The sequence below is a fragment of the Streptococcus lishijunsis genome (genome assembly GCF_047290665.1).
GTDB lineage: Bacteria > Bacillota > Bacilli > Lactobacillales > Streptococcaceae > Streptococcus.
Map to the genome: position 1 here is coordinate 68364 of NZ_JBLBUC010000001.1, position 20595 is coordinate 88958.

Here is a 20595-nt window from a genome sequence, read left to right on the forward strand (position 1 = left end):
TTGCAATTGCAGGGCTTTTTTGATATGCTAGAGGTGTCTTCAGGGCAGGGTGTGATTCCCGACCGGTGGTGATGGCTTTAAGCCTAAGTCCGCGAGCGAGAGCTGATGTGGTGTGATTCCACAACCGACAGTATAGTCTGGATGGGAGAAGACGAAGGTTTGACATACCTTTGGCACTTCTTTCAATTTGTAAAAATTGGAGGAATTTTTTATGACAAATACACGACGTTTGACGCTGCTTGCAGTGCTTTCAGCCCTATCATTTGTACTCATGTACTTGAGTTTTCCCTTGATTCCAGGGGCGGATTTTTTAAAGCTTGATTTTAGTCTGATACCTATGCTTTTAGCATTGGTGCTACTAGATTTAAAAGGTGCTTTTAGCGTTTTGTTTTTACGCTCGCTTCTGAAAGTCTTGTTAAACACAAGAGATGTGGGGAGCTTGATTGGTTTGCCAATGAATATGGTAGCCCTAGGCTTGTTTATTTTAGCTTTTGCGCTATTATGGCAAAAGAAACCTAGCATTGCTAACTACATTAAAGCAAGTGTAGTTGGGACTTTGGTCTTGACATTAGCTATGGTGGTGCTAAATCTTATCTACGCTGTTCCTCTTTATGCGGAGTTTGCTGGATTTGATATCAATGCTTTTATCGGTCTGAATAAATACATTATGGCTATGGTTATCCCTTTCAATCTAGTAGAGGGAGTTATATTAGCACTTGTTTTTTACATCGTGTATGTGCCTGCTAAACCACTTTTAGAAAGATATCAGAATTAACCATGAAACAAAGACAAACATACTGGTTGCGTGCGTCCTTTGCCTTTTTGATTTTTGTAGTTTTAGGATATGTGGTGAAATTTTACCCTGAAGTATTACAACCATTTGACGAGACTATACAGACAGCTGTTAGAGGAGATTTACCAGATGGTTTGACTTTCTTTTTTAAGACAATCACAGTGCTTGGAAATACCAGCACGCAAGTATTAGTGGCAGCTCTTTTTGTCATTATATTTGCAGTCAAAAAATGGTATGCAGAAGCTTCTTTTTTAGCTGTTAATGGGTTATTAGCAGCTATCTGCATTGTGTCACTCAAGTATCTCTACCAACGCCCTCGTCCTAGCATTAGCCATTTGGTGTATGCAGGTGGGTATTCTTTTCCAAGTGGGCATTCTATGGGAAGTTTTTTGATTGTTGGTAGTCTCTTGATTATTTCTTATCAACGCATTCAGCATAAAGTGATCAAGTGGACTGTGGTGACCTTGCTAGCACTTGAGATTGCTTTGGTAGGATTCTCTCGTATTTATCTAGGCGTTCACTATCCAAGTGATGTTTTGGGTGGCTTTGTGCTAGGCTATGCGATTTGCAATCTGCTTTTTCCTTATTATGATCAGAAGCGCTTTGAGTGGCGTTTCACAGGAAAACAAAAATAAGACAAAGAATGGTACCTTGTATCATTTCTTTTTCTTATCTAGGCGAAAAAAGCGGATTGTGCTACAATAAAGGGTATGAAAAAACGTTATAATACTTTAAATGATTATTATCGCTCTTTGTTTGGCGAGAAGATTTTTAAGGTGCCCATTGATGCGGGTTTTGATTGTCCCAATAGAGATGGTACAGTAGCTCATGGAGGCTGTACTTTTTGTACCGTATCAGGGTCTGGCGATGCCATTGTGGCACCAGATGCGCCGATACGAGAGCAATTTTACAAAGAAGTGGACTTTATGCATGGCAAATGGCCAGAGGTTAAGCATTATCTCGTGTATTTTCAAAACTTTACCAATACGCATGCTTCTGTTGAGCTTATTCGAGAGCGTTATGAACAAGCTCTCAATGAGCCTGGAGTGATTGGTGTCAATATCGGGACACGCCCAGACTGCTTACCAGATGATGTGATTGCTTATTTGCATGAGTTGACAGAGCGCATGCATGTGACTGTAGAGTTGGGGCTACAGACGACTTATGAAGAGACCTCAAAGCTAATCAATCGGGCACATTCTTATGACCTTTATAAAGAGAGTGTTGCACGCCTTCGTCAAAAAGCGCCTAAGGTAGAGATTGTTTCTCATCTTATCAATGGTCTTCCATTGGAGACTCCTGAGATGATGCTTGAAAATGTCCGACGCTGTGTGACTGATAATGACATCAACGGCATCAAGCTACATTTACTTCATCTAATGACTAATACCAGAATGCAGCGAGATTACCATGAAGGTCGTCTTAAACTTCTTAGCCAAGAAGAGTATGTCTCTATTATCTGTGATCAGCTGGAGATTATCCCAAAGTCTATTATCATTCATCGTCTCACAGGTGATGCTCCCAGAGAGATGCTGATAGGTCCTATGTGGAGTCTTAATAAATGGGAAGTATTAAACGCCATTGATGCTGAAATGCAACGAAGGGATTCTTATCAAGGCTGTAAAGTAGAAGGAGTAGAGAGATGATAAAGCGTCCGATTGAGCTGTCGCACGATTTTTTAGCTGAGGTGATAGATGAGAAGAGTGTGGTTGTTGATGCCACTATGGGAAATGGCTACGACACCTTATTTCTAGCGCAAAAAGCAGGATGCGTCTATGCGTTTGATATTCAAAAAAAAGCTTTGGAAAGGACACGTCAGCGCCTAGAAAAAGCCAATTGTTTAGCTAATGTCAATCTTATTTTAGATGGACATGAAAAAGTGGCTCGATATGTTACAAAAGCGATAAGTGCTGCGATTTTTAACTTGGGTTATCTACCAAGTGCAGATAAATCTTTGATTACAAAACCAGCAACGACGCTTAGCGCCTTGAGTGCTATTTTAGAGAAATTGCAAGTAGGAGGGCGTGTTTCCCTGATGGTCTATTATGGACATGAGGGTGGCGATAAGGAAAAAGACGCTGTTCTTGAGTTTGTGGAAAGTCTCTCTCAAGAGCACTATGCCACTATGCTTTATCAGCCTCTAAATCAAATTAACACCCCTCCTTTTCTGATTATGATTGAAAAATTAAGGTAGATGATTATGTTTAAGGAATTATTACATCAAGAAGAATTTGAAAAAGCACGTCATATGAAAAAGCTGACTAAGCTCAAGAAAAAACTGATGAATCTGGAGGTTGAGCGTTGTCAGAAAATGATGGTAAAAAAAGATGTCGCAGAGATTGATGCTAAAATTGCTGCGAATAAATCAGCCTATAAAAAGCTTTGTAAGGACAAGTCGTAAGGGGAGAGATTGCTATGCATATGGCTATGTTTATCGTGATTTTCTTAGTTGTGTTAATCTTCTCAAATTTGCTAAATCACCTTTTTCCGAAAGTCCCTTTGCCATTGATTCAGATTATCTTTGGTGGGCTTATTTCCTTAGTGGCAGGCGACAATACAGTTCATTTAGATAGTGAGCTATTTCTAGCCTTTGTGATTGCGCCTTTATTATTTCGGGAGGGAGAAGAAAGTGATATTACTAATGTGCTTAGGCACTGGAAGGTGATTTTATATCTTATTTTTCCTGTGATTTTTATCAGCACTTTGTCCCTAGGTTTTGCGACCTATTATTTATTGCCAGCAGGCGTGTCTCTAGCAGCCTGTTTTGCAGTGGGGGCGGCTTTAGGACCTACTGATCTTGTTGCCTTCAACTCATTATCAAAGCGTTTTAGCTTTCCTAAGCATGTGCAAAATATTTTACGAGGCGAGGGGCTTCTTAATGATGCGAGTGGCTTGGTTTCTTTTCAAGTCGCTATGACAGCTCTGATGACAGGCGTATTTTCATTGCAAAATGCTAGTTTGAAGCTTTTGTTATCCTTATTTGGAGGCTTTTTGGCAGGGCTTGTCATCTCGTTTATCAATAGACTTTTTTTAGCTATTTTAGATAATATGGATGCTGCTGATGTGGCAGGTACCATGTTATTAGAGCTAGCCTTGCCTTTTGCAGCCTACTTTTTGGCTGAGGAAATTCATGGTTCAGGCATTATTGCTGTGGTGATTGCTGGTATCTCACAAGCCAGTCGTTTTAAGAGAATCACTCTTTTGGATGCTCAAATGGATAATGTGGGTACTGTCTTATGGAACATGATTTCCTTTGTCTTAAATGGTTTTGTCTTTTTGATGTTAGGTGAGGAGTTGATAGCTTTTGCCAAGTCTGTTTTGATTAGTCAAGAGATTGACACGCTAGCTGTTTTGGGTGTGATTGTCTTGTTGAGCGTCCTTTTATTTGCGATTCGTTTTGTGATGATTTGGGCCTTTTACGCTTATCGTCTCTTTCAGCTGAAAAAGGACATGAAGCGCTATTTTAATAATATCCTCGTCTTGACCTTCTCAGGGGTCAAAGGGACAGTGTCTATTGCTACTATTTTGTTATTGCCTAATTTAGCATCGGCAGAAAATAGTATGCTACTCTTTATCGTAGCAGGCGTGACTTTGGTGAGTTTTTTAGTAGGGATTGTTGTCCTACCACGTCTAGCTGATAAGGCACCTGAGCAAAGCAACCACTATATGCAGATTGCTATTTTAAATGACGTCATTGCCCAATTGCAAAAAGACCTTAAAGATAGTAAGCGCCCTAGCTCTATTTATGCAGTGATTGACAATTACCATAATCGTGTTGAAGAGCTTGTTTTAGATCATGAATCACAAGAAGTCAAGTCTGATCTAGCGCTTATCAATGTGATGATTTTAAGTATCGAGAGTGAGGGGCTAGAAAATGCCTTTTCAAATGGTGAGATTGATATGAAAGAATACCGTCTCTACCAGCGCTATCTTAAGTTTTTAGAAGGGCGTATTCATCGTGGTTTTATCTCTAATATTAGTTATCTATTAGCTGTTTTCTTGAGAGCTCTGCCCAAAATACTCCATGAGATTGTCACTTTAGGGGCAACCATTAGACAATTTTTACGGGCTAAGGACGATAAAGAGTTGATTAGTCAGGACAATCGTGAGCATCTGATTGCTCTTTATAAAGCCAATACAGAGCTAGTCCTAGAATCTCTCCGACAACTAGAGGGTGTCTATCGGACGGATTTGGTTGATTACTTGATTTATGCTAGAAAAGAGGAGCTGGCCATGGTGACCTCAGGGGTCTTTATCGAGCGTATCATGGCACGCAGTCTCCCTGATAATGTTGAGGAAATGTTGCGTGGTTATTATTTGGAGCGTAAGATTATTGCAGAGTATGAAGCCGCTGAGCTCATTTCGCATCGCTATGCTAAAGCACTGCGTAAAGAAGTCAATGCACTGGAAAATTACTCGCTAAAAGAGACCGTCAATACTTTGTCTTATGATATTGTCAACTACACGAGAAAACGAATCATTTCTTAAAAACAACTGGACAAACTGTCCAGTTGTTTTAGCGTGGTTGGATGAAAAAGCGACCCTCATCAAGAGAGATAAGATGAACAGGTCTTTGGTAGAATGCTTCTAGCTGTTTCTTGGTGAGAATGCTCTCCTTGGGACCTTGTGCGACTATTTTACCTTCTCTAAGCAGAAGGAGATGAGTCATTTTTGTCGTAATCTCATCAGGATGGTGGGTGACAAAAAGGATGGTTGGTGCATTTTCTAGCTCAGAAATAGTATCAATCTGCCTGAGTAGTTTGTCACGAGCAAAAAGGTCAAGTCCTGTTGTCGCTTCGTCTAAAATAAGGAGACGTGGCTTGTCCATAAGACTTCTAGCGATGAGAAGGAGCTGCTTTTCGCCCTGTGAGAGACTAGCATAATAGTGTCCTATGAGATGGCTAGCTCCTAGATTGTCAAGCATTTGTCTGGCTTCTTCTAGTTCTGTTTGAGTATAGGACTTATAGAGGATACTGCTTTTATACTGACCTGTTAAGACAATCTGCTCAGCAAGCATATGCGGAGATAGTCGCTCTGAGATAAAGCTGCTGACAACACCAATGTGATGACGGATATGACTGATGTCTCCTTTCCCAAAAGTCGCCCCTAAGACAGAGGCTTGTCCTTTTGAAGGGAAAAATTCAGCCATAATGAGTTTTAAAAGTGTAGATTTGCCAGAGCCATTTAAACCTAAAATCGCCCATGTTTCTCCTTTTTGGACTTGCCAATTAAGATTAGTTAAAAGGTATTTTCCCTGACGCTCCAAAGTGACGTCTCTTAATGAAATCACTGTCATAATCTCTCCTTGTCTTATAAAAGCTATTGTAGAAAGTTGATGTTAATAGTATAGCATAAAGCAAAAATATGGTATAATAAGAATATTATCAATTTAGGAGAATTATCATGGAAGACCCAAGCAGTCAGAATCTGCTGTTACAATTTATCATACTTATCGTCTTAACCTTATTAAATGGTTTTTTCTCAGCGACAGAGATGGCGCTAGTCTCGCTTAATCGCTCACGCGTTGAGCAAAAAGCAGAAGAAGGAAGTAAACAATATCAACGTCTTTTAAAGGTACTTGAAAAACCCAACAACTTTTTATCGACTATCCAAGTCGGTATTACCTTTATCGGATTGCTATCAGGAGCAAGCTTGTCAGCTAGTCTTGGTGAGGTTATCGCAGGCTGGTTTGGTGGCGCCGTTTGGGCTCAAAGTGCAGGGAGTATCTTATCCTTGATTTTCTTGACGTATGTGTCTATCGTTTTTGGGGAATTGTACCCTAAGCGTATAGCCCTTAATCTCAAAGAAAATCTAGCAGTTGTAACGGCTCCTGTCATCAGTGCTCTAGGAGCGATTATGCGTCCGTTTGTGTGGTTATTGTCTGCTTCGACCAACTTTCTAAGTCGTCTAACCCCAATGACCCTAGATGATGCTGATGAAAAGATGACACGTGATGAGATTGAGTACATGTTGACCAATAGTGAGGAGACCCTAGCAGCTGAAGAAATCGAGATGCTCCAAGGTATTTTTTCGCTAGATGAGTTGATGGCGCGTGAAGTCATGGTGCCGCGTACGGATGCTTTCATGGTCGATATCAATGATCCTGTTGAAGACAACATTAAGGCTATCTTATATCAAAATTTCTCTCGTATCCCTGTCTATGATGACGACAAGGATAAAGTGGTCGGTATTTTACATACTAAGCGTCTTTTGAAAGCTGGTTTTGATGCTGGCTTTGACAATCTACACCTTCGCAAAATTTTACAAGAGCCTCTGTTTGTTCCTGAGACGATTTTTGTGGATGACTTGCTACGTGAATTGCGTAAAACTCAGAATCAAATGGCTATTCTCTTAGATGAGTATGGCGGAATGGCAGGGCTAGTAACCCTTGAGGACCTCTTAGAAGAAATTGTTGGTGAGATTGACGATGAGACGGACAAGTCTGAAAAGTTTGTCCACGAAATTGCTGAGGATACTTATATTGTTCTTGGGACAATGACCCTTAATGAGTTTAATGATTACTTTGATACAGACCTAGATAGTGATACGGTGGATACTATCGCTGGTTTTTATCTGACAGGAGTAGGAAACATCCCAACGCAAGAAAGTAAGCAGACCTATCATTTTGAAACCAAGGATAAGCATATCGAGTTGACAAATGATAAGGTGCGTGATGGTCGTGTGACAAAACTTCGAATGCACATGGCTGATATAGAACAGGAAGTGGAAAAAGACTAGGCAAACCCTAGTCTTTTTATCCTGAAACATGGTATAATAAATCTATCATAAAAACGGTTTCAAACGAGGAGGCGCTTAGGGTCATGACAGCTATTGATTATAAAAAAGTAACAGGAATGGTGCATTCGACCGAAAGTTTTGGGTCTGTTGATGGACCTGGTATTCGCTTCATCGTCTTTATGCAAGGGTGTAAGATGCGTTGCCAGTATTGTCATAATCCTGACACATGGGCTATGGAGACCAATCAATCAAGAGAACGTACGGTAGAGGATGTCCTTGCAGAAGCCTTAAAATACAAGCATTTTTGGGGACAAAATGGCGGGATAACGGTATCAGGTGGTGAAGCATTATTGCAAATTGACTTTGTAACAGCTCTCTTTACCGAGGCTAAACAATTGGGTATTCATTGTACCTTAGATACCTGTGCTATGCCTTTTAGAGACACTCCTGAATATCATGAGATTTTTGATCGCTTGTTAGCAGTGACGGATTTGGTTTTGCTAGATATTAAGGAAATTCGTGATGAGCAGCATAAGATAGTCACAAAACACACGAATAAGAGTATTTTGCAGTGTGCTAGATATTTGTCAGACAAGGGGGTGCCTGTGTGGATTCGTCATGTTTTGGTACCTGGCTTGACAGACATCGATGCCGATTTAGAAGAACTAGGAAAATTTGTAGCGACTTTGAAAAATGTGGATAAATTTGAAATCTTGCCTTATCATACTATGGGTGAGTTTAAGTGGCGTGAGCTGGGCATTCCTTATCCACTAGAGGGAGTTAAACCACCAACTCCAGAGCGTGTCAAGCATGCTAAAGACTTGATGAAAACAGAGTCTTATACTGATTATCTCAAGCGTGTTCATGGCTAGTATATCTAGCCATCTTTTTTATTTTTTGTATCATTGATATGGCACAATATCTAAAACTATGATATAATAAGACAAATAAGAAAAGGAGAGAAAAGATATCATGAGAACACGTGCTGTCTTAAAAGAAGACGCTAAGCAATTATTAAGAGGAAACTGGTGGAGCGCGATTAGTCTAGTGAGTTTATCGATGCTTGCCATGTGGTTACTCTCTATCGTAGTGACCTATACTTTGGCTGGGACATTTGCCTTACCGTTTTTAGGAATTGGTATGCTAAGTGAGCTGGGAAGCTGGTTAGAGGCATTTGGTATTGTAGCAGCGATTTTTTGGGGTATAGGCATTGCGCTGGTGAGTTTTGCTTTTGGGATTTTTTCAATGATGCTTAAAGTCGGTATGGCTGCTGAGATTCTTGATTGGCAAGCTCATCCTCAGGGCAAACAAGTCGGCTTTAAAGGGGCTTTTCGTTACTTTACTAAAGATGATTTTGTCCCTGTTTTTATCCTTTGCTTTAAAATCTACCTTTATCTATTCTTATGGGGTTTAATCCCAGTAATAGGTTGGATTATTGTTTTGGTTAAAGCTCTTGCTTATTTTCAAGCACCGTTTTTATATGCGCGCTATGGCAAGACGATGACATCAGGTGAGCTTTTGACACGTAGCCGTCAGCTTATGGATGGTTATAAGGGAGATTTAGCTATTCTTTTAGTAAGCTTTATTGGCTGGTTTATTTTAGCTAATATCAGCTTTGGAATTGGCTTTATATGGTTGTTGCCTTATGTAGCTGTGACGCTTACGCTTTTTGCTAAAGATGTAGCAGATGCCAAGGCTTAATAAAAACGTCAAGGATATACCTTGGCGTTTTTAAGCTTTTAGATTGCTGTGGTAGGCTACTTTATGGTCTAGGACATCTTGATAGTAGCCTTGTTTTTGGTCAATGTAAGCTAGTGCTTCTTTGAGGTTTTGAGCTTCTTTTAAGAGATGGTTTTTTTTATCTTCTAGCATAGCTTGGCGCTCTTTTAAGCTAGTTTCCCCTTTTAAGCAAAGGTTGAGATAATCTGACATTTCTTTGATGGAAAAGTGGCATTGCTTTAGGCAAGAGAGACTTTTTAACCACTCTATGGTAGCTTGGTCAAAGACACGATAATTGCGGCTATCACGTTTGACATTTGGGACCAAGCCTTTGTTGCAATAAAACTTGATGGTATCATAGCTTAAACCTGTTAATTGACTAGCTTCTTTCATCGAATACATAAAATTACCTCTTTTTTTCAAAAAAAGTCTTGACCGTGTGTAAGACACGACTGATATATTATATAGTGTAGCAAGATAAAAGGGAAAAATCAAGAAGGAGGGATGCTATGAAAAAAGCTATGATAGCTAGTTTTTTAGCACTAGCAGTCTTGCTAGTGGGGTGGCTTATTGCCTTTCAACTACCTAGTGTCATCAATCAGGATGTGGAGGCAAATGATGTGGTAAAAGGAAAAGTAGTCTTTGTCAATGCTAGTCAGCATAAGTCTGGTAATACCGTGAAAATGGCAGAGGGGCTTTTGGACGGCATTGATTATGAGCAGATTGACTTGGTGGATTATCCGATTGGTTTTCTTGGTCAAGAGCTGGCAGATGATGCTTTTGCTGATTTCTTAGAAGACATCAAGCAAGCAGAGGTGCTAGTGATAGGAACTCCCATTTACTGGCATTCTATGAGTGCTAGCTTAAAGGCAGTGCTAGATCGTAGCGCTGACTTGGATGAGACGACCAACACTTTTGCAGGGAAGAAACTTTACTTTTTCTTACAAGGAGCTAGTCCAACTGAGCTAGCGAAGGAAAATACGCTTTATATGATGGAGCGTTTTGCAGCACAGCTTGGTATGACGCTAGAAGGCAGTGCAACAAGTCAAGATGAGATAGCAAGCTTGAGTAATCAACTGAAAACAGCTATTAGTCGATAAGACAATACTAACAAAGGAGAACAATTATGACAACAACGAATCCATTTGGTTTGGTCTATGACCATGCGCTTACTGAAAACAAAGAAGGTCATGTGATGATTCGACCTGTGACTTATTTGAGTGGAAACATCAAGGTTTCTGCTAATCTTTATACGCCAGCAGGCTATGACGCGACTAAGTCTTATCCAGCGATTGCCTTTGCCCATCCTAATGGTGGTGTCAAGGAGCAGGTATCTGGTTATTTGGCGCAAAAAATGGCAGAGGCAGGCTATATTACGATTGCTTGTGATGCAGCTTATCAAGGGGCTTCTGAAGGATTTCCGAGAAATACCGATCGTCCTAGTCAGCGTGTTGAGGACATTTTCTCTATGGCTGATTTTTTAGAGACTTATCCAGGTGTTGATAAAGAACGTATTGGTGTTGTTGGTATTTGTGGTGGCGGTGGCTACACTATCGAAGCAGCCAAAGTAGATAAACGCTTTAAAGCAGTTGCTACCATTAGTATGTTCAACTCAGGGCGTGTCCGTCGAAATGGCTTTTTAGATAATCAACTAGACAGTATCACTGAGCGCTTAAACGCTGCTAGTCAAGCAAGACAAAAACGTATTGAGACTGGTGAGATTGACTATACAGGCACTCATATTGATGGGCCAACTCACTTGAGTCAGGAGCAATTAGAGGCGATTCCAGCAGGGCTATATCGTGACGGTATGGTTTATTATGGAGATACTTATTATCATCCTAATGCGCAGAGCTGGTACACGACAGAAAGCCTTTCTTATTTGATGGCTTTTGATGCTGAAGATAGAGTAGAGCTTATTACTCAGCCACTTTTGATGATTGCTGGAAAAGACGCTGATACGCGCTATATGACAGATGCTGTCTATGATAAAGCTACTAAAGCTGCTTATAAAGAGCGCCAGCTTATTGAGAAAGCAAGCCACATTGAAACTTACTGGAAAGAACCTTACGTCAGCCAAGAATACGACTATCTAAAGACCTTTTTTGAGCGCTTTTTATAAAGCGTAATCTCCACTAGCCTATCTTTGCCATTTGAGCTGAAATTTGCTAAAATAAAGGAAATCATAAAAAGAGGTATAGTTATGTCTACTATTTTAGTTTTTGGTCATCAAAATCCTGATACCGATGCGATTGCATCATCTGTTGCCTTTGCTTATCTGGCTGAAAAAGCATACGGCTTAGAGACACAAGCCGTAGCACTTGGAACACCAAATGAAGAAACAGCTTTTGTACTTGACTACTTTGGAGTACCAGCACCGCGTGTCATCACATCGGCTAAAGCAGAAGGTGCTAAGCAAGTTATTTTGACAGACCACAATGAATTTCAACAGTCTGTTGCAGACATTAAAGAGGTCGACGTTTATGGCGTGGTTGATCATCACCGTGTTGCGAACTTTGAGACAGCTAGTCCTCTTTACATGCGCTTAGAGCCAGTAGGATCAGCGTCATCTATTGTTTATCGTCTCTTTAAAGAGAGTCAGATCGAAGTACCAAAAGAATTGGCAGGCTTGATGTTGTCTGGTTTGATTTCAGATACCTTATTGTTGAAATCACCAACAACACATGAAACAGATCCACAAGTTGCAAAAGAATTGGCTGAGATTGCTGGTGTTGATTTGGAAACTTATGGTCTTGAGATGTTGAAAGCAGGGACAAATCTAGCTAGTAAATCAGCTGCTGAATTGATTGATATTGATGCTAAAACATTTGAGTTAGCAGGACACCAAGTTCGTGTCGCACAGGTCAATACAGTTGATATTGCTGAGGTTTTGGAGCGCCAAGCTGAGCTTGAAGAAGCTATCAAAGACGCACAAGAAACACAAGGTTACTCTGACTTTGTCTTGATGATTACAGATATTGTCAACTCAAACTCTGAAATTTTAGCTCTTGGAAGTCACATGGATAAGGTCGAAGCAGCCTTTAACTTTACCTTGGACAATAATCACGCCTTTTTAGAAGGCGCTGTATCACGTAAGAAACAAGTCGTTCCACAGTTGACAGAAAGCTTCAATGCATAACTAAAATATCCTTAGGTTACCTAAGGATATTTTCATGTCTTTAGCGATGTAGTCTGACTAATTTGGCATAAAAATCAAGGACTGGAGAGCTAAGTTCTTCTTGTAGCGCCAGTATTGCAAGTTGGTCTTTGAGATTTAGAAGTAGCTTTTGTGTCTCAGTCCCTCTAGCGATAGCTCTATCCGCCTTTTTAAAGAGGTCTTGCTCTCTTTGGGTGAGCTTAGTATTGTAGCTAAGCTTTGTGATAGCGATACGGTAATCTTGGTAAGAGTGTTGAGGTGTGTAGGACATGGCGCCTCCTTTTAGGGTGTGCTAGCTTAATCTTGATAAGATAGTTGACTAAGGCTAGGCAGAGTGAGTGAAGGGTGGTATAATAAAGGGTATGATTACGATTATAAATCCTGATAAACTCAGTAGCCAACCTTTTTTTAAAGCCTTGATTAACTATCTGGCTAGTCATGATGAGGTGACCCTTCGCCAGATTAGAGCAGATTTTGCTGAGGTTAAGCATTTAGAAAGACAGCTAGAGAGTTACATTGAGGCTGGTTATATTCTCCGTCACAAGAAGCGCTATCAGCTGAGTCTTGAATACTATGATGACAAGACATTACCACAGCTAGATCAGATGCTTTTTGTAGATACGACAAAGACATCTTATGATAAGCTCGCAGAGCCTTTATATCAAACGCTACTAACCAATCATGTCAATCATTTAGCATTGGTTGAGAGGACAGATTTTTTGAGAAATCGCTTGACACTGTCAAATTATTTTTATAAACTCTCCCACCATTATCCTTTATCTGAAGCTCAAGAGGTGCTGTATCAGCTTTTAGGAGATGTCAATCAAGACTATGCCTTGAAGTATATGACTAGTTTTTTACTAAAATTGACTAAAAAGAAAGTGGTTAAGCAAAAGCGTCCTGATATTTTTGTGCAGGCTTTAGTCTTGTTAGGCTACATTGAGCCGATAGATGAGACAGAGACAGCTTATCAGGCTAAGGTTGTTTTAGAGGAGCTATTGATAAGTGAAAACGCCTAGAAGGCGTTTTTAGTTTACCTTGGTCATAAGCCATAGAAAATAAGGGGCACCAATGATAGAGACCACTAGACCTGTTGGGATACCTGTCCCTACCAGAAGGCTACGTCCTAGAGTATCGGCTATAAGAAGTATCATCATACCAATGAGCATACTAGCAGGTAGGGTAATACGATGATCGCTCCCTAGTAGTTTTCGTGTGATATGTCCAGCGACAAGACCGATAAAGGTGATATTGCCCACTAGGACGACACTGAGAGAGGCTAAGCTAGTCGCTAAAATCAGTGTGATGAGACGCTCTTTTTTTAAATCAAGCCCTAATGCAAGGGCGGTCTGTTCATTGAGTGCCATGATATTTAAAAAACGGCTACGGCTGTGGGTGATTCCCCATAATAGAAGGAGCAGGGGTGTTAGTAGCGCTAAATATTCCCAGTTGCCTCCTGTTACTTTTCCACTGAGCCATGAGACGATGTAATCCATCTTGTCTGCTCGGATGTGGCTGATAATGGAAATCATCAGACCAGATAGCATGGTAGAGACACCGACACCTGTTATGATGAGGCGTGTTGGGTTAATGCTATGGTTTTTTTGGCGAGACATAAAATAGACAACAACGATAGTGATAATCCCACCACACATGGCAAAAAAGGGTAAAAAGCGGATGGTGTGGCTATCAGTAATATCAAAAAAGCCGACCACAAGGGCAATCATAAAGCCTGCACCTGTATTGATACCTAAGATACCAGAATCTGAGAGGGCATTTTTGGTTAGCGTTTGTAGCAACATACCAGATAGAGCTAGCGAGGCACCACCCAGCATACAGGCAAGGATACGTGGCAGGCGTATGCTTGTCATAATAAAGAGTGTAGATTGACTGCCCTTACCTCCAAAGAGTCTCAAAATATCGCTAATAGAGGTATTGTCATAGCCAGTCGATAAAGCGATGAGAATGACTAGGCACAAGAGAGCAACGAGTAGGAGGAAGTGTCGTTTGTAGGATTTAAGCATCGTCAAAATCGTCTCCCCTTTCTAATTAACCATAAGAAGCAAGGCAAGCCCACAATACTAATAATAGCGCTAATCGGTGTTTCAGCTGGTGGATTGATGATGCGTGTGATAAAGTCAACCCATAACAGAAAGGTCGCCCCTACAAAAGCACTAAAAGGGAGCAGGAGTCGATAGTTTTTTCCGACGAAGATTTCCACAAAATGTGGGATAATCAATCCGATAAAGGAAATACTTCCAACTAAAGCGACAGAAGCACCAGATAAGAGTAAAACGACAGCCAGAGAGGACATGGTTATTAGCATTGTTTTTTGACCCAGTGCTTTTGAGACGGTCTCATTGAGGCTTAGAATCGTCAATTGATGCGATAAAAGTTGGCTGATCAATAACCCTAAAAGAATAAAAGGAGCGATAATAAAGAGCATTTTCCAATTGATCTGGACAAATCCTCCAGCTTGCCAACCAATGACGGCTGTTGTTAAGTCAAAATAGAGTACAAGTGTTTGTCCAATAGCTGAAAATAAGGTTGATACCATAGCTCCAGCAAGGATAAGACGTAGTTGGTTGTAACCACGTTTTTTATGGTAAGCAAGGCTAAAGACTAGAAGTGTTGCGACAAGTGAGCCGATAAGGCAGACACATAATACTAAAGTATAGTGAATACTGCCAAAGAGAGCGTAAGCTATAATGAGTGCCAGCCCAGCTCCAGCATTGATACCCAGTAACCCTGGATCTGCAATAGGATTGCGCGTCACACCTTGAATAATAGCTCCAGCACAAGACATTGCAGCTCCGACTAAAATAGCAGCCAGACTTCTAGGAAGGCGTAAATCAAAAATAACATCTTGCTGGCTAGAGTTAGTCAGTGGGTGTGTTAAGACTTGGATAAGCTCATCATGGCGATAAGCAATAGCTCCAAAGCGTAAGCTCAAATACCAACCTGTCACAAATAGAAGTAGCGTTATTGAAAAAAGAAGCCAGAGGTGACTAGGCTTCTTTTTGGGACGAAGATGAGGTGTCACCATATGTCACATTCCTTTAGTTTGAACTGTTTTTGATAGCTGCGACAAATTCTTTTAGTTGGCGCTCAAGCGATAAAGGATCTGAGAAATAGAAGACACCCTCTGTCACATCAAGGACGTGATCAGCTTGAACGGCAGGGATATTTTTCCAGACGTCACTTTCTTTGAGTGAGGCTGCTGCTTGGCTTGTGCTACTATCGACATTAAGCAGAGCATAATCACCGATATAATCGCCAATCACTTCTTGAGAGATACCTAGCCAACCTTGTTTGAAAACATCTTCTTCTACTTTTTGAGGAGCTTTGTAACCAAGAGCGTCATAGACAAGCTCTCCGCCACGTCCCCAATTTTTACCATAGAGATAGAGGTCCTTATCGTAGAAGTCCATGACAGTGAAGGTTGTATCAGGTGAAATGTAGTTAGCTAGCTCGCTCTTAGCGTTATCAACCGATGTTTGCCATTGGCTCAACCATGCTTTAGCCTTATCTTCTTTACCGAAGACTTTACCAAGATCGGTAAGCATTTGTAAATAATTGCGCTCTCCATAGGTGATGACCAGAGTAGGTGCGATTTTTTTGAGTGATTCGACATTTTGGTCTGTTGAAAAGGCAATAATCAAATCAGGCTCTTGGGCAGCAATAGCTTCTGTATCATCAGAAGTTAATTGGACAGCCTTAGCTTTTTTCAAGTCGTCACCAAAAACAGGGCTGTTTTTTTCCAAATCTAGTGAATAACTGTTGACATTGACACCAAGTTCGAGGAGATAGCCTGTGTAAGAGTAGGCAAAGTTGACAACTTTTTTAGGGTTTTTAGGGATATCACCATGATAACTAAATCCAGCAATTTTAGGCTTGCTAGAGAGTTCAGTGGTAGATGATTGTGATTGACTTTGCTGAGAGCAGGCCACAAGGATAGTGGCAAGAGCTAGTGTCATAAGGATAGAGATGAGTTTTTTCATGTGTTAATCTCCTAAATCTATAATAACTGATAAGTCAGTAAAATGGGACGATGGTTGATAGGGTCGTTGATGATCTGTGCTTTGATAGCAAATATGTCCTCAAGAACAGAAGGGCACATAATCTCTTTGACATCACCTTGGTATTTGATATGACCACTTTTCATAGCGATGAGATGGTCTGAAAAGCGTGCTGAGAGATTAAGATCATGAAGAACCATGATAATGGTTTTATGCGCGTCTTTATTGAGCTTATCAAGCAATTCGAGTATCTCAAGTTGGTGGTTCATATCCAGATAAGTTGTTGGCTCATCTAAGAAGATAGTATCCGTATCTTGCGCTAGTGCCATAGCAATCCAGACACGTTGTCTTTGTCCGCCAGATAGACTATCGACTTCTGTATTGGCATAGTCGGTGATTTTGGTGACCTCCATTGCCCAGTGGATTTTATCTCTATCTTGACTGGTGAGACTGCCTAGATAGCGCTGATGAGGAAAGCGTCCATAAGAGACAAGCTCATAGACGGTGATACCTTCTGTGGCTTCTAGAACCTGCGGCAAAAGTGCTATTTTTTTGGCAACGTCTTTGGTAGAGAGGTTAGCGATAGCTTGCCCGTCGATAAAGACTGCGCCGCTAGATACTTTTTCAATGCGAGTAAGAGCTTTTAAGAGTGTTGATTTTCCACAGCCATTAGCCCCTATGATAGTCGTTATTTGACCTTCAGGTATCTCAAGAGAAAGATCATCTAAGATAACGTTATTGTCATAAGCTACTGTGATATGATCAGCGGATAGACGCGACATCAGAGTCTCCTTTCTAGTTTATGATGACCTAAGAATCTAATCTAGTCTAGCGTTGTGTAGAGTTATATCACAACAATAAGCTTATTATAACATAGAAAAAAGGCTCTAATAAGCCTTTTTTAAGAAACTGCTTAAATTGGAGTCATTAAAAATAAGACAAGCTTATAAATAACGCTCAGCAATAGCCCTATCTCCAGGGTAGTCGGTGCGTACCCCTTTGACAATTTGAAAAGCATCAGCCCCTTTACCAGCAATGATGACAGCATCTTGATTGCTTTGTGTGCGACTAAGGGCGGTCTTTATGGCCTCATCTCGATCGACGATAATGTCCACAGGTCGCTTGATGTAGTGTTGAATTTCTTGACAGATAGCTAAAGGATCCTCAAAGTTTGGATCATCGGCACTTAGGATGATAGAGAGGTCCTTGTGTTTATTGATCACATCACCAAAATCACGACGACGACTCTCGCCTTTATTTCCAGGAGCACCCAAGATAAGGGTGACTTGTCCACTGTGATGTGGCTCAATAACACTGAGAAGCTTCTCTAAGCTATCGCCATTATGAGCATAGTCCACAAAAACCTTGGCGCCATTAGATTGTGTCAAGACTTCCATACGACCAGGGACTTGCGTTTTTTGGATACCTGCTAGACTATCTTCTTGACTAACACCAAGTAGATGGCAAGCAAGAGCAGTAGCTAGGGCATTTTCTTGATTAAAGTGACCAATAAGCCTAATAGAATAATGTCCAGCTAGCAGTCCCTTGACATCAAAAGAGAAAGCCTCAGAGTTTTCAATACGATTTTGGCTATTTTGCCCATAAAAAAGATGTGTCTTTGAAGCCACTTGCTCCTTGACCACTTGAAAGTGGGCCATATCACTATTGACTACCACAGCCTTGCTATTGGTCATGAGTAGGCGTTTGTGGTAAAAATAATCTTCAAAAGTCGGGTGTTCGATGGGTCCGATGTGGTCTGGGCTGATATTAAGAAAGACCCCTACATCAAAACTGAGCCCATAGATACGATTCATCAGATAAGCTTGACTAGAGACTTCCATGATGAGATGGGTCATCTTGTTGTCAAGTGCTTGCGCCATCATACGGTACAAATCAAGACTTTCTGGGGTGGTCAATTGAGATTTAAAGAAGGTTTTACCATCTAAGGTTGTACTCATTGTAGAGAGCATGGCTGGCTTGTGATTTTCTTTTAGGATGTTGTAGGCAAAATAAGCCGCTGTTGTCTTGCCTTTGGTCCCTGTAAACGCGATAATCTTAAGGCGTTCTTGAGGGTTACCATAAAAGTGTTGTGCAATCAAGCTCATAGCGCGACGGACATCATTAACAATAATAGCCGTAGCCGCTAGCTCATAGTCTTTTTCAGCAATATAGTAGCCAAGTCCATTAGCAATAGCATCAGCCAAATAGTCTTTTTTAAAGGTAGCCCCCTTGACAAAAAAGAGAGTATCCTTATCAATATCACGACTATCATAAGATACTTTGGTAAATACTTTGTCAGATTTAGCTTCGTAGTGATAGCATCCAGCTAGACTCATCTCTCTAAAGTTATGGTCTGCCTTTAAAATTTCTAAAACAGTTTGTATGGTTATCATAACTTCTATTTTAGACTTAATGTTCTTGTTTTACAAGTCTTGTGTAAAAGTTTATAATAACTTTAGTAAAATCTCCTAAAAAGAAAGAAGACTATGTCAGAAACTAGAAAAATGTCTCAGCAAGAGACGATGGTCCGTGGGACTGCTTGGTCAACTGTCGGTAATTTTGTGAGTCGTCTAATAGGTGCTCTCTATATTATTCCTTGGTATGCTTGGATGGGCAATCATGGTCCAGAAGCCAATGCTCTCTTTGGCATGGGATATGAAATTTACGCTCTTTTTCTTTCCATTTCAACGGTAGGGATTCCTGTTGCTGTGGCCAAACTGGTCTCTAAGTACAATACCTTAGGGCAAACGCAAACGAGTATCTATATGGTACGTAAAGTCTTACATATCATGGCACTCTTAGGGGCTATTTTTGCAGCTATCATGTATATAGGAGCACCTCTTTTTGCGTCTTTGAGCCATGGTGGCGAGGATTTGGTCAAGGTCTTACGGAGTTTGACGTTAGCGGTTCTATTATTTCCCGCGATGAGTGTTTTAAGAGGGTATTTTCAAGGTTACAATGACTTGAAACCAGGGGCTCTTAGTCAAATAGCAGAGCAGATTGTGCGTGTTATCTGGATGCTTGTGACAGCCTTTTACATCATGAAGTTTGGCTCAGGTGATTATGTCAGTGCTGTGACTCAATCAACTTTTGCCGCTTTTGTCGGTATGTTTGCTAGTATTGCTATCTTGGTGTATTTCTTGTGGAAAGATGGTTCTCTAAAAGGGATCTTTGGGCCTGTTGAGCCTAGTCATTTGGTTATTGATACCAATGCGCTTATCCTTGAGACTGTCAAAGAAGCCATTCCTTTTATCATCACAGGATCGGCCATTCAGTTTTTCAAAATCATTGACCAATTTACCTTTGGTAATGTGATGTCTTTATTTACGGATTATTCGAGTACTGATTTGCAGGTTCTCTTTTCCTATTTTTCTAGCAATCCAAGTAAGGTGACCATGATTTTGATTGCCGTAGCCAGCTCTATTGGTGGTGTTGGTATTGCCTTGTTGACAGAGAACTTTGTCAAGCAAGATCGACTTGCAGCAGCTAGGTTAGTGATCAACAATATTCGCATGTTACTAGTTTTTATCTTACCTGCTGTTATTGGTTCAGTCATTTTGGCTAAGCCCTTATATACAGTCTTTTATGGTCAACCACAAGGGCAAGCTTTAGGGCTGTTTATTGTGTCTATGTTACAAGTCATTTTACTTTCGCTCTACACCGTATTAGCACCGATGTTGCAGGCGCTTTTTGAAAATCGTAAGGCTATGATTTATTTTGCTTATGGTATGCTGGTTAAGCTGATTATCCAAGTGCCTTTGATTTACCTTTTCCACGCTTATGGCCCCTTGATTTCAACGTCTATTGCCCTATTGATTCCAATTGTTTTGATGTATCTTGAAATTCAGCGTATCACAGGCTTTAGCCGCTTGGCTGTAAGACGCTCAACATTGTTAGTCTTGATTTTAACAGCTATTATGTCTTTGGTGGTCTTTGTAGGTGATTTCTTATTAGGTCTTATCTTACCAGCAGACAATCGACTGACCAGTGTGATTTATCTGCTATTGATAGGAAGTCTTGGTGCAGCAGTCTATGGCTTTTTAGCACTAGCTACTAGGCTGTTAGACAAGATTATCGGTAGCAGGGCAAATACATGGCGTCAAAAAATAGGCTTATAGTAATAAACACTAAGTGTTGACTTAGTGTTTTTATATAGTTTAAAACTATAA

General features: G+C 40.6%; 22 protein-coding genes and 1 riboswitch. Of the genes, 14 read left to right on the top strand and 8 right to left on the bottom strand.

What is annotated here, in order from left to right; genetic code table 11:
• The first annotated feature begins 31 nt into the window (after positions 1-31).
• Positions 32-157, top strand: a riboswitch (FMN riboswitch).
• Positions 158-211: 54 nt separating this feature from the next.
• The 6 genes from ACLN19_RS00365 (at position 212) to ACLN19_RS00390 (ending at position 5281) form a co-directional block, all read left to right on the top strand.
• Complete coding sequence (locus ACLN19_RS00365) at positions 212-775, top strand: ECF transporter S component (RefSeq protein WP_413381798.1); 564 nt, start codon at positions 212-214, stop codon at positions 773-775.
• Between the two features lie 2 nt (positions 776-777).
• Positions 778-1428, top strand: coding sequence for a phosphatase PAP2 family protein (locus ACLN19_RS00370; protein WP_413381801.1), 651 nt, complete (start codon positions 778-780; stop codon positions 1426-1428).
• Positions 1429-1503: 75 nt separating this feature from the next.
• Entirely contained in the window at positions 1504-2439 is a 936-nt protein-coding gene (mnmL, locus tag ACLN19_RS00375; RefSeq protein WP_413381805.1) for a tRNA modification radical SAM protein MnmL/YtqA, read from the top strand.
• A complete protein-coding gene (gene mnmM / locus ACLN19_RS00380; RefSeq protein ID WP_413381808.1) occupies positions 2436-2987 on the top strand; it encodes a tRNA 5-(aminomethyl)-2-thiouridylate-methyltransferase MnmM in 552 nt (183 codons plus the stop codon). Before mnmL ends, mnmM begins: the two co-directional genes overlap by 4 nt.
• 6 nt (positions 2988-2993) lie before the next feature.
• Entirely contained in the window at positions 2994-3194 is a 201-nt protein-coding gene (locus tag ACLN19_RS00385) for a hypothetical protein (RefSeq protein WP_413381811.1), read from the top strand.
• Positions 3195-3208: 14 nt separating this feature from the next.
• Positions 3209-5281: a cation:proton antiporter gene (locus ACLN19_RS00390; RefSeq protein ID WP_413381814.1), complete on the top strand. Its 2073-nt coding sequence runs from the start codon at positions 3209-3211 to the stop codon at positions 5279-5281.
• A gap of 28 nt (positions 5282-5309) precedes the next feature.
• Here the strand turns inward: ACLN19_RS00390 and ACLN19_RS00395 are convergent, their stop codons facing one another.
• Positions 5310-6089, bottom strand: coding sequence for an ABC transporter ATP-binding protein (locus tag ACLN19_RS00395; RefSeq protein WP_413381817.1), 780 nt, complete (start codon positions 6087-6089; stop codon positions 5310-5312).
• A gap of 107 nt (positions 6090-6196) precedes the next feature.
• Between ACLN19_RS00395 and ACLN19_RS00400 the strand changes: the two genes are divergently transcribed.
• From ACLN19_RS00400 to ACLN19_RS00410, 3 genes are all read left to right on the top strand, one after another.
• Positions 6197-7531, top strand: coding sequence for a hemolysin family protein (locus ACLN19_RS00400; protein ID WP_413381820.1), 1335 nt, complete (start codon positions 6197-6199; stop codon positions 7529-7531).
• 83 nt (positions 7532-7614) lie between these two features.
• Positions 7615-8403 carry a pyruvate formate-lyase-activating protein gene (pflA, locus tag ACLN19_RS00405; protein ID WP_413381823.1) on the top strand — a complete coding sequence of 263 codons (789 nt, stop codon included), beginning with the start codon at positions 7615-7617 and terminating at the stop codon, positions 8401-8403.
• A gap of 100 nt (positions 8404-8503) precedes the next feature.
• Positions 8504-9232 (top strand): DUF975 family protein, encoded by a 729-nt coding sequence (locus tag ACLN19_RS00410; RefSeq protein WP_413381826.1) that lies wholly within the window; start codon positions 8504-8506, stop codon positions 9230-9232.
• A 30-nt stretch (positions 9233-9262) separates the two neighbouring features.
• Here ACLN19_RS00410 and ACLN19_RS00415 read toward each other — a convergent pair whose 3' ends face one another.
• A complete protein-coding gene (locus tag ACLN19_RS00415; RefSeq protein ID WP_413381829.1) occupies positions 9263-9652 on the bottom strand; it encodes a MerR family transcriptional regulator in 390 nt (129 codons plus the stop codon).
• A gap of 107 nt (positions 9653-9759) precedes the next feature.
• Here ACLN19_RS00415 and ACLN19_RS00420 point away from each other — a divergent pair, with 107 nt between their 5' ends.
• The 3 genes from ACLN19_RS00420 to ACLN19_RS00430 all read left to right on the top strand — a co-directional run bounded on the left by ACLN19_RS00420 (position 9760) and on the right by ACLN19_RS00430 (position 12389).
• Positions 9760-10350 carry a flavodoxin family protein gene (locus ACLN19_RS00420; protein ID WP_413381832.1) on the top strand — a complete coding sequence of 197 codons (591 nt, stop codon included), beginning with the start codon at positions 9760-9762 and terminating at the stop codon, positions 10348-10350.
• Between the two features lie 26 nt (positions 10351-10376).
• Positions 10377-11372: an alpha/beta hydrolase gene (locus ACLN19_RS00425; protein ID WP_413381835.1), complete on the top strand. Its 996-nt coding sequence runs from the start codon at positions 10377-10379 to the stop codon at positions 11370-11372.
• Between the two features lie 81 nt (positions 11373-11453).
• Entirely contained in the window at positions 11454-12389 is a 936-nt protein-coding gene (locus ACLN19_RS00430; protein ID WP_413381838.1) for a manganese-dependent inorganic pyrophosphatase, read from the top strand.
• 40 nt (positions 12390-12429) lie between these two features.
• Here ACLN19_RS00430 and ACLN19_RS00435 read toward each other — a convergent pair whose 3' ends face one another.
• Entirely contained in the window at positions 12430-12678 is a 249-nt protein-coding gene (locus ACLN19_RS00435) for a bacteriocin immunity family protein (protein WP_413381841.1), read from the bottom strand.
• Positions 12679-12769: 91 nt separating this feature from the next.
• Between ACLN19_RS00435 and ACLN19_RS00440 the strand changes: the two genes are divergently transcribed.
• Positions 12770-13426, top strand: a complete 657-nt coding sequence (locus tag ACLN19_RS00440; RefSeq protein WP_413381844.1) for a DUF1803 domain-containing protein — start codon at positions 12770-12772, stop codon at positions 13424-13426.
• A gap of 9 nt (positions 13427-13435) precedes the next feature.
• On the opposite strand, the gene ACLN19_RS00445 is transcribed toward ACLN19_RS00440, so the two are convergent.
• The 5 genes from ACLN19_RS00445 to ACLN19_RS00465 all read right to left on the bottom strand — a co-directional run bounded on the left by ACLN19_RS00445 (position 13436) and on the right by ACLN19_RS00465 (position 18819).
• Positions 13436-14431, bottom strand: coding sequence for a FecCD family ABC transporter permease (locus tag ACLN19_RS00445; protein ID WP_413381847.1), 996 nt, complete (start codon positions 14429-14431; stop codon positions 13436-13438).
• Positions 14432-14433: 2 nt separating this feature from the next.
• Positions 14434-15453: a FecCD family ABC transporter permease gene (locus ACLN19_RS00450; protein ID WP_413381850.1), complete on the bottom strand. Its 1020-nt coding sequence runs from the start codon at positions 15451-15453 to the stop codon at positions 14434-14436.
• A 13-nt stretch (positions 15454-15466) separates the two neighbouring features.
• Positions 15467-16408 carry an ABC transporter substrate-binding protein gene (locus ACLN19_RS00455; protein ID WP_413381853.1) on the bottom strand — a complete coding sequence of 314 codons (942 nt, stop codon included), beginning with the start codon at positions 16406-16408 and terminating at the stop codon, positions 15467-15469.
• A 17-nt stretch (positions 16409-16425) separates the two neighbouring features.
• Positions 16426-17208: an ABC transporter ATP-binding protein gene (locus ACLN19_RS00460; RefSeq protein WP_413381856.1), complete on the bottom strand. Its 783-nt coding sequence runs from the start codon at positions 17206-17208 to the stop codon at positions 16426-16428.
• A gap of 162 nt (positions 17209-17370) precedes the next feature.
• Positions 17371-18819, bottom strand: coding sequence for a UDP-N-acetylmuramoyl-L-alanyl-D-glutamate--L-lysine ligase (locus tag ACLN19_RS00465; RefSeq protein WP_413381859.1), 1449 nt, complete (start codon positions 18817-18819; stop codon positions 17371-17373).
• A gap of 93 nt (positions 18820-18912) precedes the next feature.
• On the opposite strand from ACLN19_RS00465, the gene ACLN19_RS00470 reads away from it, so the two are divergent.
• Positions 18913-20544: a putative polysaccharide biosynthesis protein gene (locus ACLN19_RS00470; protein WP_413381862.1), complete on the top strand. Its 1632-nt coding sequence runs from the start codon at positions 18913-18915 to the stop codon at positions 20542-20544.
• Positions 20545-20595: the final 51 nt, after the last annotated feature.

What these genes read in the sequence shown, in the direction of transcription:
- ACLN19_RS00430 (WP_413381838.1), top strand. Translation starts at nt 11,454, where the DNA reads ATGTCTACTATTTTAGTTTTTGGTCATCAAAATCCTGATACCGATGCG.
- ACLN19_RS00455 (WP_413381853.1), bottom strand. Translation starts at nt 16,408, where the DNA reads ATGAAAAAACTCATCTCTATCCTTATGACACTAGCTCTTGCCACTATC.
- ACLN19_RS00470 (WP_413381862.1), top strand. Translation starts at nt 18,913, where the DNA reads ATGTCAGAAACTAGAAAAATGTCTCAGCAAGAGACGATGGTCCGTGGG.
- ACLN19_RS00420 (WP_413381832.1), top strand. Translation starts at nt 9,760, where the DNA reads ATGAAAAAAGCTATGATAGCTAGTTTTTTAGCACTAGCAGTCTTGCTA.
- ACLN19_RS00365 (WP_413381798.1), top strand. Translation starts at nt 212, where the DNA reads ATGACAAATACACGACGTTTGACGCTGCTTGCAGTGCTTTCAGCCCTA.
- pflA (WP_413381823.1), top strand. Translation starts at nt 7,615, where the DNA reads ATGACAGCTATTGATTATAAAAAAGTAACAGGAATGGTGCATTCGACC.
- ACLN19_RS00400 (WP_413381820.1), top strand. Translation starts at nt 6,197, where the DNA reads ATGGAAGACCCAAGCAGTCAGAATCTGCTGTTACAATTTATCATACTT.
- ACLN19_RS00425 (WP_413381835.1), top strand. Translation starts at nt 10,377, where the DNA reads ATGACAACAACGAATCCATTTGGTTTGGTCTATGACCATGCGCTTACT.
- ACLN19_RS00460 (WP_413381856.1), bottom strand. Translation starts at nt 17,208, where the DNA reads ATGTCGCGTCTATCCGCTGATCATATCACAGTAGCTTATGACAATAAC.
- ACLN19_RS00410 (WP_413381826.1), top strand. Translation starts at nt 8,504, where the DNA reads ATGAGAACACGTGCTGTCTTAAAAGAAGACGCTAAGCAATTATTAAGA.
- ACLN19_RS00390 (WP_413381814.1), top strand. Translation starts at nt 3,209, where the DNA reads ATGCATATGGCTATGTTTATCGTGATTTTCTTAGTTGTGTTAATCTTC.
- ACLN19_RS00385 (WP_413381811.1), top strand. Translation starts at nt 2,994, where the DNA reads ATGTTTAAGGAATTATTACATCAAGAAGAATTTGAAAAAGCACGTCAT.
- ACLN19_RS00435 (WP_413381841.1), bottom strand. Translation starts at nt 12,678, where the DNA reads ATGTCCTACACACCTCAACACTCTTACCAAGATTACCGTATCGCTATC.
- mnmM (WP_413381808.1), top strand. Translation starts at nt 2,436, where the DNA reads ATGATAAAGCGTCCGATTGAGCTGTCGCACGATTTTTTAGCTGAGGTG.
- ACLN19_RS00395 (WP_413381817.1), bottom strand. Translation starts at nt 6,089, where the DNA reads ATGACAGTGATTTCATTAAGAGACGTCACTTTGGAGCGTCAGGGAAAA.
- ACLN19_RS00465 (WP_413381859.1), bottom strand. Translation starts at nt 18,819, where the DNA reads ATGATAACCATACAAACTGTTTTAGAAATTTTAAAGGCAGACCATAAC.
- ACLN19_RS00440 (WP_413381844.1), top strand. Translation starts at nt 12,770, where the DNA reads ATGATTACGATTATAAATCCTGATAAACTCAGTAGCCAACCTTTTTTT.
- ACLN19_RS00445 (WP_413381847.1), bottom strand. Translation starts at nt 14,431, where the DNA reads ATGCTTAAATCCTACAAACGACACTTCCTCCTACTCGTTGCTCTCTTG.
- ACLN19_RS00370 (WP_413381801.1), top strand. Translation starts at nt 778, where the DNA reads ATGAAACAAAGACAAACATACTGGTTGCGTGCGTCCTTTGCCTTTTTG.
- ACLN19_RS00415 (WP_413381829.1), bottom strand. Translation starts at nt 9,652, where the DNA reads ATGTATTCGATGAAAGAAGCTAGTCAATTAACAGGTTTAAGCTATGAT.
- ACLN19_RS00450 (WP_413381850.1), bottom strand. Translation starts at nt 15,453, where the DNA reads ATGGTGACACCTCATCTTCGTCCCAAAAAGAAGCCTAGTCACCTCTGG.
- mnmL (WP_413381805.1), top strand. Translation starts at nt 1,504, where the DNA reads ATGAAAAAACGTTATAATACTTTAAATGATTATTATCGCTCTTTGTTT.